The sequence below is a fragment of the Gordonia tangerina genome (assembly GCF_021556435.1).
In the GTDB taxonomy this organism is placed as follows: domain Bacteria; phylum Actinomycetota; class Actinomycetes; order Mycobacteriales; family Mycobacteriaceae; genus Gordonia; species Gordonia tangerina.
In genome coordinates, this window is sequence record NZ_JAKGCU010000006.1 from 1 (window position 1) to 11,919 (window position 11,919).

Consider the following 11,919-nt stretch of genomic DNA (forward strand, 5'->3'; position numbering starts at 1 on the left):
CCTGCACGGGGTGTGCGCTACGGGCACGGTGCACCACCTCGGCCAAGGGCCGCTCCGTCCACCTCGGTGAACACCATCGGCTCCAGCGTGACCATCGAAAACAGTTCACCAACAACATGATCCAGCAATCATATCGACAGCATCGGCCTATGGTGGAACGCTCGATCGCTTGGCTGACCCGCGGTAGCCGCCGCGTGCCGTACCGAGGAGTCACCGCGAACAACAACTGGCTGCACCACCGCGCCGCCGCGATCAACCTGCGCCGCCTGATCACCCTGGGGCTGAGCACCACCAACAACACCTGGACCCTGACCACCGCCTGACCCCGCGGGGCAAGCGCCCGAGCAACACTCGCCCGTGATCAACAGACCCAGCATTACCGACGGCCAGCCGCACACAGACCACTTCTTCAGCAGCCTCCTAGCGGGTCCTCTGTCGCAGTGCTGGTCATCCCGCACTCCATTCTGCCATCGACCATCTTTCACACGTAATGATACCTAGCATCTATCACAAATGCTAGGTAGCATGCTCGGTGATCGACTCCGATGACGACAGCGAAGGGTGGCGGCGATGGGTGTACGGCGGCCGTGGAAGATGCGGTGTCACTACGACCGCACGAAGGTGTCCAGCGGCGACCCGGAGATGGTGGGCACCTACACGATTGACACCGCGCGGCCGATCGATGCGATGTCTGCCCACGCTGATCGGGAGGTGGCCGAGGATGCCGCGCAGACGGTGTCACGCAATGGTGGGCCGTGTCCTAGCGCGACCCCGCCACCACCCAAGCCAAAGTGGTCAAACGCCAGATCGGCAACGCCGTAGCCGTACCGGTCGCCACCTTCCTCGGCCACCGCGTCGCCGCCAGCCTGTCCACCAGCCCCACCACGGTGGCGGCATAATCCACCCCACCACCCCGGAAAGGACCAGCACCGTGAGTACGTCCCGCCAGGTCGCTGTCAGCTATCAACCGCTCTCGCAGAAGATCTACGCCGGCACACTCAACGCCGCCGGCAATGCCTTCCTCGCCGGTAAACGCGATGTCACCCACTCCGCGATCGCCGCAGCCGCCCAGTACATCCTCGATACCTATCCCGAGGGCATGGTGCTCTGTGGCCCGGACGGCACCGGCTGGAGCATTGACGTCACCCCGCTACCGGCCGCCGACCCCCGCGACGGTGAGCCTATCGACGGCGAGCACAGCGACCGGTGATTACCTACCTCGAGCACGCCCGCACCGAGGCTGGCCTCACCCAACAACAACTGGCCACCGCCGCCGGCGTGCACCGCATGACCGTCGCCTCGATCGAGGGCGGTAACGCCCCCAAACCGGCCACCGCCACCAGCCTGGTCACCGCACTGGCCCACCACGGCATCGACGACGTCGACCCCACCTCGGTGCACCAGGGACGACTCCGCAGCGACCCCGACGCCGCAGCCGCGCTCTATCAACTCGGCCGCCTGCTGACCTACCTGCCGCTGCGCTCACCCAAAGACGAGTTCTGGACCATCCTCGGCGAACACCTCGGCCGCGCACCGGACTTCCTACGCACCAGACTGCGCACCCTGCACACCGACATCTACGACCTCACCGACCACGAACTGACCGCCGTCGACGACCTCGCCCACCTATTGCGCCACCTGCCGGCCACCCCAGCCACCGCCCACGCCCTACGCGGCGGCCACTGGTTCGCCACCGACGACATCGCACTACTGTGGCTCACCACAACCACCACCGCCGCCTGGACACTGTGGCTGCACACCAACCCCGACCACCTACCCCGCTGACACCCGCCGATTCGCTACCTACTCAGGAGAGAGATTGCGCCTCTACCGTCGAACTCGTTCGGCCCTGATGTTCCTCATTTGTACTGTGGTTGCCGGAACCCTTGTAGCAGCATGTGGGTTTCAAGAAACGCCGTACCGCAAGAGCATCGACGCGAACGGCGCTGCCGAACGCATCGAACGACGAGGTATGCACGTCCCCGACGGCTTCGAGTTCGCCCAAGGCTACGTCTGGCCGATCGCTTCGGTCGGCTCCTCAGCGTTCGCCATCCGGTACGACGGGCCAGCCGATCAGTTCCGGACGTTGCAAGCAGCGGACTTCACTAGCGGGCTGTCGCAGTTCGAGGATCTGCCGTGCGCGTCTATTCCCTCACCGTGGGCCGGCGACGATCTCACCGAGCTCGGTTTGGCTTGCCCCGCCGGCGGTGGCGCGCGGATCAGCCGGTCCCAGAGTGCCCGCAATCCCGACCAATCTCTGACCCAGGCTGAACAGGCAATTGTCCTGAACTCCACCCCGTCACATACACAGGTGTTCGTGGTCTACAGCGGGACGTAGCCGAGCCACCGGTGCGCAACCGGCGACTCGGCTACTGGCTTGCTAGCGCAGGCCTTCCCACGCGATCTGACTGCCATGTCCGAAGACCTGGAACCACTTGTTGATGCCGAGCCGGAACCCGCGCAACGTGATCTCCGTGGCGAAATCGACCGGAAGCGAGTTGGTGTACTCGGGGTCGAAATCGTAGACATCGTAGGTGTGTGCCTGCTGCACCAGCTTGATCGGATGCTGGCCCGCCGGACCCGGCCGTGCGATGACCGATGTGCACGCCGACATCGAGTACCTGCCGGCCGCGTACCACTGATCACTGCCCGACAGCCCTCGGGTCAGAATCCAGCGCTTGCGCTCAACTCCCTCATCATCCTTGTCGATCGCGATGAAGGTCGCTTTGAAGGGCTTGTTGAGCCGATCGGCATATTCGATGGCGGTGGCGACAGTCCGGTCACGATTGGCAGACCGCACCAGCGCGGGTGCAGTGAAACCGTCGATCCCGGTGAACGACTCTTCCATCCACTCGTCGATGGTGCTCGGTGCCAGTGTGACGGCGATGCCCGGGTCTTCGTACATGTGCTTCCACAGGTACCGGGTAACTTCATAACCCCCCAAGGTGGCCAGGGCGTTGTCGACCATGACCGCTTCCTGGCGATTCTGCTCAGCCAGAGAGCCGTCGGGATCATCGACGGTGTTCCAGTCCGCGAAGGTGTCTGGCGTGGGCGGCCACGCGGGATACTCCGGGAAAATCCAGGTGTCATCGAGGGTCAACTCATCGGACTCGTCGACCTGGTGAACGCCGCCGAGCTGGCCGTCCCACAGTTGGATCGTTCCTCGTTGGAATGTCTGCGAGACGTTATCGCCGGTGTAGACCGGGTCACCTGTCGGGTAACCGTACGGTCCGGCTTCATAGCCCGAGAGACCCCAGAACATGTGCAGCGGCCCGTACACCGGGTGCGCCCCGGTGGTGGGGTGCCAATAGATGGCTCCGCCCTGGAAGGTGGTGAAGCGGCCCGTGCCGTCGGGCGCGACGACCTCGTCCGAGGTCGGGAACTTCAGCACCCCGGTCTCGGCGCCGAGGGCTGTCCACTTGTCGTAGATGGCGCCCTGGATCGAGTGCGCTCCGGTAGCCGGCGACCAGTAGATGTGGCCGCCCTGGAACTGCTGGCGGCGGCTGATGCCGTCAGACAGCACGATCTCGTCGGTCTTCGGGTATTTGAGGAACCCGGTCTCATAGCCGTGATCGCCCCACTTGAACAAGAACTCGTGGGCGACCGGGTGCGCGCCGGTGGCCGCCGACCAGTAGATGTTGCCGCCGATGAACTCCGAACGCTTGCCGGTGTTGCCCGGGTTGGTCAGCTCATTGCTCTTGGGAAACAGCAGAAAACTCGTCGGTCCGCCCATCTGGTTGTACTTGTCGCGGATCGCACCGCACACCTGGAACGAGGTGGGCGGGTAGATCTGGCAGCCGGCCGCCACTGCCGCGGTAGCCGCTGCGGTGGCCGCGAAGTCCTGCACGGCTGGCGCGTTGCCCTCGTCGACGGTGGTGGCCGCAGCCGCGGCTGCAACCTCAGACGTGGTCTTGTCCTGCATAATCACTACTCCTTGCGATTGTTGAAATCGTCGCCTTCTAGTGGCGGCGAGTTGCTCGATGACGGTGACGAGCTAACGACAGACTGGCACCCCACACTGACAAGTTAGAGAACCTCCAGGTCACCACCTCATTCGACAGAAATACTCGTCGACCGTCCCGATGAATGCGTCGTGGACACCTGTCCTCAACACAACACCGCAGATAAATCACCCATTTCCCCACCACCGGAACCGCCGTCGGCGCCCACCTGTCAGACCGGCCCGGTACCTCTACGATCAGGTTGCACAGCAAGCCTTTACCGCCACTAACGCAGCCCGGCTGGCACCAGCACGCCACCGTCGCGGCGACACTGTCAACCACCGTGGAACCGTGAATACAGAAATTCGCTCAATCACCAGAAAAGGAGAATTAACCACATGGCAGATACATTGTTTGCCGATATTTCCGAATGGCAACCGGTACTCGATGACAGCTATCCCTACACATGGTTGTCAATTCGATCGAACAACGGCACATATCGCGACCGCAATTTCACACATAATTGGGATATGGCGCGGTCGTGGCTCGATTCCGGACGGTTGCGGGGACTGATCGTGTATTGCGTGTACCGGCGCAACTGGCGCGATGTGTTGGCTACCCACCTCGACCTGCAGGGCGAGAACCGCCCCGATGTCGTGTCGATGGTCGACGTGGAATCGTGGGGCGGACAGATCACCGGCGACAACAGCGACGCGATCAACCGGCTCGTCTGGGCGATCGGCGACTGGCGCGGCCCGCACATCCACGGCCGACCGCGCCGGGTGATCGGCTACCTCAACCCCCACGACGCCCACATCTGGCCCCACCGTCCACCGATCGGGTTCGTCGTCCCCTCCTACGGGTCGGCGCCGGTGTTCCCGCCCGGCACCGGAGACCTGGCAGCGCAGATGATCGCCCACCAGTACACCAACGGCCAGGGCTACGGCCACGGCCTGCCCGAGGGCTACGGCACCGTACGCTGCGACATGAACGCCGCCAACGGGTATGACCCCGACCAGCTGCGCACCGCCACCGGCATCGGACGGTCAGCGCGAACACCCGCCCGATGACCCCAGCCGCTGGCCGCGTCCGACTGTCACCCCCACCCCCTATCGTGCGAATACATGTTCGACCAGGAGGTGAGGGGTGACACGTCAGATCATCGGGCATCCCGGCAGCTATAGCCCAACCAACACCCACACCCCACGCCATCGTGACGTGAACGCCCATGCACGCCGATAACAGCGCCCACCTACGCGCTGCCGCCCGCCGCCGCCACGAACACACCCGCAACCGCGCCCTCGCCGCCCTCGACACACACCCCGGCCCCATCACAGTCTCAGAACTCGCCCGTACCGCCGCCGTCGCGCGATCGTGGATCTACACCCAACCTGAGCCGTCCTGGGTCTGGTGGAGACCGTGATCTCACCAGGAGAATGTCGGTATGGCTGCACCACGCAAGTTCGATCAGGAGACTCGTGAGCGGGCGGTTCGGATGTATCACGACCGTCTGAAGGAGGCGGGTGAGTCCAAACTCAGCGCCCGCAAGCACGTCGGCGGACTGCTCGACATCAACCCCGCGACGCTACGCAATTGGATCGAGAAGGACGCCCCGATCGACTCGGCCGAGGGCGCCAAGACGGTCGCCGAGCATGAGTCCGAGGTGCGTGCTCTTCGGCGCGAGAATGCCGAATTACGTAGGGCAAATGAGATTTTGAAGACAGCATCCGCGTTTTTCGCAGCGGCGGAGGTCGACCGCCGACTGCGGTGATCGTCGAGTACATCGACGCTCACAAAGCCAGGTTCGGGGTCGACCCGATCTGCCGCGTGCTCACCGAGCACGGGATGCAGATCGCCCCGTCCACTTACTACGCACGCAAACAAGCCGGCCAGGTCCCCGAATCGGTGCTGGCAGAAGCTTACGAGGCGCACGCGGTCTACCAGGTGTGGGAACGCAACCGCAGCGTCTACGGCGTCCGCAAAATGTGGCATGCGATGGATCGTGCCGGGGTTCGGATGGGCTGACGGCGCTCATCGAAATTCCCCAGTGATGCTCATCTGAATTCCTCACCCGTGTGGCTCCGCCAGAGTAGGCGGGCCTCCCGTGATGCTGATGGTCTCTGACCACTCACCAGCAACCTCGGGAGGCCCGCTTTCATGTTGACACGGGAGAGCGATGTGGAAGTACATGCACTGCACAAACGGGGGTGGACGATCTCGGCGATCGCCCGCCACACCGGCCACGATAGGAAGACGATCCGGGCCTACCTCAATGGTGAGCGCACCCCGGGCGAACGTAAGAAACCGGCGGTGGATCCGTTCGAGCCGTTCCTGGACTATGTTCGGGCCCGACTCGACGAGGACCCGCATCTGTGGTCGCGCACGTTGTGCGATGAACTTGAGGACCTCGGCTACGCCCAGTCGTATCAGACCCTGACCCGCCAGATCCGGATTCGCGGTCTGCGACCAAAGTGTGCGGACTGCGCGCAGGTCACCGAACGGGCGAACGCGATCATTGAACACCCGCCAGGTGAAGAGACGCAATGGGATTGGGTGGAGTTGCCGAATCCTCCATCGCAGTGGGGTTGGGGTTCGACCGCGTTCTTGCTGGTCGGGTCACTGTCGCATTCGGGGCGGTGGCGCGGCTATCTGGCACCTGATATGACCCGCCCGCAGGTGATCGCCGGTATCGACCGCATCACCCGCCGCTTGGGTGGGGTCACCAAGTCGTGGCGGTTCGACCGGATGGCCACGGTGTGTCACCCGGCAACCGGGGCCTTGACCGCCGAGTTCGCTGGTGTCGCCAAGTATTACGGTGTTTCGGTAGCCGTGTGTCCACCCCGGCGTGGGAACCGCAAAGGTGTGGTGGAGAAGTCCAATCACATTGCCGCGCAACGCTGGTGGCGCACACTTCCCGACGAGCTGACCGTCGAGCAAGCCCAGGCCAGTTGTGACACGTTCTGCCGGACCCGCTCAGATGTGCGTATGCGCCGAACCAAAGATGGGCGCTCGAACGTGGCCACCGTCGCCAAGCGCGAACCGCTCAGCGCCCCGCCAGCGGCTCCGTACCCGACGACGGTCACCGAGGTGCGGAAAGTGTCTCGCCAGGCGTTGGTGGCGTGGAAGGGCAACCAGTACTCGGTGCCCCCGGAGTTGGCGATGAACGACGTGCACGTCAGCGAACGACTCGGCGACGGGCATATCGACATCGCCACCGACTCGGGCATCGTGATCGCCCGCCACCGCCTGGCCGCTGCAGGCTCGGGAGCCCAAGTGCGTGACCACGGCCATGTCGTCGCCCTGGACACCCTGGCCCAGGCCGGCGCCTCATCGAGTCGCCGGCCGCATCGCCGCAAGGAACGCATCCCACCGGGCCAAGCCGCTCGACAAGCTGCAGAGGCGCTGCGTCACAACACCACACACACCACCGCGCCAACAGCTCAGGCGTCGGTGATCGACCTGAGCGTGTATGAACGCGCCGCACAGAACAGGACCCAACTCCCATGACCAACAAGACCGACACAACCACCACCACCGTGAATCCGACCAATGATGCGCCGCAGTCACAATCGGCGGTCTCGGTGTATCAGCAGCTGCGTGGGCATCTCGCCGTACTCAAACTCGACGCCGCCGCGCAAGCCCTACCGCAGGTGCTGCAGATCGCTGCCGAGCAGGAGTGGACGATGACCTACACCCTTGAGCACCTACTGGGCATCGAGGTCGATGCCACCGAGGCCCGTCGCCTGGCCGGGCGGCTGCGGTTCGCCTGTCTGCCCACCCCCGCCACCCTGGACGGGTTCGACTACGACGCCGCCCCCGGAGTCGACCGGGCGTTGATCCGTGAACTGGGCACCTGCGCGTATCTGGAATCGGCGACGAACGTGCTACTCATCGGCCCACCCGGCACCGGCAAAACCCACCTCGCGGTCGGGCTGGCACATGCCGCGGTGCACGCCGGCTACCGCACCTATGTGACCACCGCCGCCGATCTGGCCGCGCGCTGCCACAAAGCCGCCATCGAGGGCCGCTGGGCCACCTGCATGCGGTTCTTCGCCGGCCCCACCCTGCTGGTGATCGACGAACTCGGATATCTACCATTGCCGGCCGAAGCCGCGTCAGCATTGTTTCAAGTTGTGGCACAACGATATTTGAAAACAAGCATCGTCATCACCACCAACCGGTCAGTCGCCGAATGGGGTGAAGTCCTCGGCGACACCACCGTCGCCGCCGCCATGCTCGACCGACTGCTGCACCGCTCAGTCGTGCTCAAACTCGACGGCGATTCCTACCGACTACGCGACCACCACGCACGCACCCAAAACCAGCGCACCGCCACCGCGCCAACCCGACGGACGCTACAGTAGGAGCCGCCCACAGGTGGGGAATTTCAGCGAGCACACCTGGGGAAGTTTCTTGAGCCTCGTCAGGGCCGCGATCAGGTCGGTCGACTTATGGGGATCTGCGGTGCCGCCGGTGCGGTCCGCGGCCAGCACCGCACCACGACGACCACCCGCGATGATCGGGCGCCTCGTTTCCCGGATCATGTTGATCGGCAATGGGATCGTCCCGATGCACCGGATCAGCTTTGGGTGGCCGATTTTACGTATGTGTGGACGTTGGCGGGGTTCGTGTATGTGGCGTTCCTCGTGGACGTGTACTCGCGGCGGATACTCGGGTGGCGGGTGATGTCGACCAAGCACACACCGTTGGTGACCAGTGTCGTCGAGCAAGCGATGTCAACGCGACGAAGAGGCATATTCGGTTTCACCACAACAGGTTTGGTGCATCACTCCGATGCGGGAAGCCAGTACACATCGTTGGCGTTCTCGGCAGCATTGCGCGACGCCGAGATCACCGGCTCTATTGGATCTGTCGGTGATGCCCTCGACAATGCCCTGATGGAATCGACGATCGGGTTGTACAAGACCGAACTCATCGACGGTCGGACCTGGTCAGGATGCGGCGACGTCGAACGAGAAACCGCCGCCTACGTGGCCTGGTTCAACACAACGCGTCTGCACTCGTCGCTGGGCTACCAGACGCCGATCGACTACGAAACCAGCTACCGTGAGCGCGTCACCCCCGAAACGGAGGTGGCATAACCAAGGCCTCCACTCGACCCAGGACGATTCAACCTGACATCCTCGCCCGCATCAAAGCCTCAACCACCACCGACCGATCACCAACCCCCACCGCCGAGACCGAACCCCACCCCGACACCGCCGCTCGACGACCGAACGGCACAAACCACCACAGGAACCCGAACCTGGCAGCCGAAAATGCCCGCCTACGACACCAACTCGCTACCGCACACCGCCAGCTACACGCCACACACCGAAGGCACGACCGATAACCCTCCCATCACCACTCACCATCCTCAACACTGCCCCGCATCGCAGACAAAGCCTCCGGCATCGATGTTTCCGGCGATGACCGAATGCTCTACGGTCGCCTCCGAACCGATGTTGTGCCGCCTGCCCTCATGCCCGACCCTCTGCTGACGGTGAGCTCGGACCGGCATCGGCCGCCAGTCGGCGGGTACACACACCACGCAGGCGATCCCACGTGACATCGTCGACCCCCACGGGTGGGCCACCACGGAGCACCACCTGCAGGCGGGCGAAGTAGACGTGTTCGCTGATGCCGAAGGCCAGCCAGATGTCCTCGCTACTGCCCCCGCCGAACGGCGCCCACCGCAACGCGAACGCAACCATCACCCCGCGCTCGCGCCACCACTCCATCTGCCCAACCACATCGGTGAGTATCGCCGACCACACCACTCCCTGTCCCCGCGAAGCGGGACTGTCCGATATTCGGTGTAAGTGGGCGTGTATTCGAATTTCCTTTCGATCAGCGATCTTCGGCTGCTGGCATCCGGTCAGCGAACGTGATGGCCAGGGCGTTGAGCGCTGGCTTCCAGCGTGGGGCCGACTTGGTTTGACCGGTACCCTTCGGATCGGTTGGTGGAGTCTGGGCGCTGACCCAGTTGGCCCGAGTTTGTGTTTGAGAACTGCGGGGCATCGTGCGCAGATGGGGGCCGCGGCCCTTGCTGTGCACGATGCCCACAGCTGTCTCTCGCCACACGCCACGACGGTGGCTCGCGCGGTCAATGGGGGGGAGATCGCCCCGCGAGCACCCCGAATGTCTTGGCGTGCGACGCCCCAACGTGAGACTTTGTCAGGTTAGCAAGTGGGCAGGCCAGATGGAGGCAAATCGTATCCTCATGGAAGCGAAACGACCTGTCGTGCAACGCTCGTAGAGGGCCGAATCGGCATGAGCGGGGTTGAGATGCAAGGTGCATGCATGTCACCTCGTGAGTGCACGGCAGATCTGAGCAACCCCGAACCGAGCGCGATGCTCGGCGATGAACGCACACATCACTGGTGTCGCGGGCCTCTCTCCCGGATGCTCTACGTCAAGCCTGGCAGATGACCCGCCAGATCAACGACCTCAAGCACCAGATCCGAGACCGCCCTGTTGCGGGGTATGCCTGCCCCGTGGTCACCACCCAGCACTGGTGAACAGGGCAACCAACATAGCGGCAGTCGTGATAAGCAGCAATGCCGAGATCACCAGTTCGCTGCGCGGTGCGGTCACCAATGCCGACGGCACCTCATCGTCGGTGCTGCTGAGAACGGTGACCGGCGCAACTTCTGACGCCGACTCCTGTGATGGTGTGCTCATGTGTGTCCCCCGTGATGATGCTGGCAGATAAATCCCCCTGCCACGGCGCATAACCACGTTCCACGGTAAGACATTCCACCGACATCGTCGATGTCAGATACGACACGGCCAACTACTCAGGTTCGCCGGTCCGAAGCGGGCATGCGCGCGGGCGGCGGGGTCGGTTCAGTGATCACCGCCCCGCGCACCTGCCCGGGTGGGTGCGGCCGGGTCGAAGTCGCCCGGCAGCAATGAGCAGGATGAGCAGGTCTAATTCGGTCGGCACCACATGCAGATTCAGGTTCCACACTCGTGCGGCGTGGCTCGCCCAACCGGAGAAGGTCGACTCAATTCGACACTCCATCCAACTCAGGCGCGCCCGGTCACCAGCACTCCTCAGTACCCGGTAACGAGGAGAACGGCAACAAAGGTCACATAACACTCCGTTCCAGCCACGACCGCCATCACCAACCCAGCTGCGCGGCTGTGTGTTCGACGTCCCACTATCTCGCCGATCGCCAACACCACCACAGCGAGGAACCCGATCAACAGCCACAGCCACCACGTCAATGTGTCAACAGACCTTCCAGTCGACCCGGCCGCCAGAACCTCCCGACCCAACACCGGCCAGGGCGACATCGCCGCCGGCGCTCACACGCAGCCTGATCGCCAGGGCGTCGCGGGCACAGGTGGCCGACATCGTTGCGGCGTGCTCGATCTGCGCCCCGAGCATCGACACAGCGCCGCGCGGTCCGGTAGCGGGTGTGCACCCGAGTTGCCGCGCGGCATCGGTGACGTCGTGGTCGTTGAGGGTGAACGCACCCGCCGCCAACTTCTCCCGCACATCGTTGCCGTCGATCCGCTGCGGGCCAGCAGCTGCAGCTGTCACCGACTCACACATCAAGACACGGCGGGGTCCCCCGTCCCGGAGTCACGCACGTCTGTGCATGTGAGGCGATCTATTCGCGAGTTCGGGGAACCTGGCCACGTATGTGGCCATGACCGGCCAGTAAATCACGCACCGACGGGTTCGCTCGATGTACCGAATACCAACGTGCGGCAGCCAACTTCCTAGTTCGGCGAGCTGCCCGGGATCGGCGTGCGCCCAGTTCGGTGCGGGAGTGACGAAACCTTCAGATGTATAGACCGGGCTGTCGTCTTCCCATGTCAGGTGCGGAGCTATCGGTCGCACAGCCTGTTCATAAGTCACCTGCACCTCACGCTCAGCCACGCCGACGATCCTCGCCCTAGCGGCCGTCAAGCTCACCACTTTGAGATCATCGTCGATTCGCAGCGACGACGCCGGTTGTGGCCG

At 63.9% G+C, this 11,919-nt stretch carries 12 protein-coding genes, 3 pseudogenes and 1 other annotated feature; of the genes and pseudogenes, 10 read left to right on the forward strand and 5 right to left on the reverse strand.

Going from position 1 to position 11,919, the window contains the following annotated elements; all coding sequences use genetic code 11:
• From L1892_RS09040 to L1892_RS09060, 5 genes are all read left to right on the forward strand, one after another.
• Nucleotides 1-323, forward strand: a 323-nt coding sequence (locus L1892_RS09040; protein ID WP_235723266.1) for a transposase, incomplete at its 5' end; no start/stop codon positions are given.
• Between the two features lie 468 nt (nt 324-791).
• Nucleotides 792-899, forward strand: coding sequence for a DNA cytosine methyltransferase (locus L1892_RS09045; RefSeq protein ID WP_235723267.1), 108 nt, complete (start codon nt 792-794; stop codon nt 897-899).
• 32 nt (nt 900-931) lie between these two features.
• A complete protein-coding gene (locus L1892_RS09050) occupies nt 932-1,210 on the forward strand; it encodes a DUF7446 family protein (RefSeq protein WP_235723268.1) in 279 nt (92 codons plus the stop codon).
• A complete protein-coding gene (locus L1892_RS09055) occupies nt 1,207-1,785 on the forward strand; it encodes a helix-turn-helix transcriptional regulator (RefSeq protein ID WP_235723269.1) in 579 nt (192 codons plus the stop codon). The genes L1892_RS09050 and L1892_RS09055 overlap by 4 nt, the downstream gene beginning before the upstream one ends.
• 34 nt (nt 1,786-1,819) lie before the next feature.
• Entirely contained in the window at nt 1,820-2,338 is a 519-nt protein-coding gene (locus L1892_RS09060; RefSeq protein WP_235723270.1) for a hypothetical protein, read from the forward strand.
• Between the two features lie 42 nt (nt 2,339-2,380).
• Here the strand turns inward: L1892_RS09060 and L1892_RS09065 are convergent, their stop codons facing one another.
• Complete coding sequence (locus L1892_RS09065) at nt 2,381-3,922, reverse strand: LGFP repeat-containing protein (protein ID WP_235723271.1); 1,542 nt, start codon at nt 3,920-3,922, stop codon at nt 2,381-2,383.
• 417 nt (nt 3,923-4,339) lie between these two features.
• Between L1892_RS09065 and L1892_RS09070 the strand changes: the two genes are divergently transcribed.
• The 5 genes and pseudogenes from L1892_RS09070 to L1892_RS09090 form a co-directional block, all read left to right on the forward strand.
• The gene (locus L1892_RS09070) at nt 4,340-5,011 is read left to right on the forward strand and encodes a hypothetical protein (protein WP_235723272.1); all 672 of its coding nucleotides are present in this window, start codon (nt 4,340-4,342) and stop codon (nt 5,009-5,011) included.
• Nucleotides 5,012-5,385: 374 nt separating this feature from the next.
• Nucleotides 5,386-5,963, forward strand: a pseudogene (locus L1892_RS09075) (transposase); the annotation flags it as partial.
• Nucleotides 5,670-5,801, forward strand: a sequence feature (AL1L pseudoknot). (Overlaps the previous pseudogene by 132 nt.)
• Before the next feature lie 135 nt (nt 5,964-6,098).
• On the forward strand, nt 6,099-7,448 hold the full coding sequence (locus tag L1892_RS09080; RefSeq protein ID WP_235723273.1) for a Mu transposase domain-containing protein: 1,350 nt from the start codon (nt 6,099-6,101) through the stop codon (nt 7,446-7,448).
• Complete coding sequence (gene istB / locus L1892_RS09085; RefSeq protein ID WP_235723274.1) at nt 7,445-8,305, forward strand: IS21-like element helper ATPase IstB; 861 nt, start codon at nt 7,445-7,447, stop codon at nt 8,303-8,305. The genes L1892_RS09080 and istB overlap by 4 nt, the downstream gene beginning before the upstream one ends.
• A gap of 63 nt (nt 8,306-8,368) precedes the next feature.
• A pseudogene (locus L1892_RS09090) lies at nt 8,369-9,043 on the forward strand (IS3 family transposase); the annotation flags it as partial.
• Nucleotides 9,044-9,421: 378 nt separating this feature from the next.
• Here the strand turns inward: L1892_RS09090 and L1892_RS09095 are convergent.
• The 4 genes and pseudogenes from L1892_RS09095 to L1892_RS09110 all read right to left on the reverse strand — a co-directional run bounded on the left by L1892_RS09095 (nt 9,422) and on the right by L1892_RS09110 (nt 11,493).
• Complete coding sequence (locus L1892_RS09095; RefSeq protein ID WP_235723275.1) at nt 9,422-9,694, reverse strand: hypothetical protein; 273 nt, start codon at nt 9,692-9,694, stop codon at nt 9,422-9,424.
• Between the two features lie 97 nt (nt 9,695-9,791).
• Nucleotides 9,792-9,911 (reverse strand): annotated as a pseudogene (locus L1892_RS09100) (hypothetical protein); the annotation flags it as partial.
• A 531-nt stretch (nt 9,912-10,442) separates the two neighbouring features.
• A complete protein-coding gene (locus L1892_RS09105) occupies nt 10,443-10,625 on the reverse strand; it encodes a hypothetical protein (RefSeq protein ID WP_235723276.1) in 183 nt (60 codons plus the stop codon).
• Between the two features lie 553 nt (nt 10,626-11,178).
• The gene (locus L1892_RS09110) at nt 11,179-11,493 is read right to left on the reverse strand and encodes a hypothetical protein (RefSeq protein ID WP_235723277.1); all 315 of its coding nucleotides are present in this window, start codon (nt 11,491-11,493) and stop codon (nt 11,179-11,181) included.
• Between the last annotated feature and the right edge of the window lie 426 nt (nt 11,494-11,919).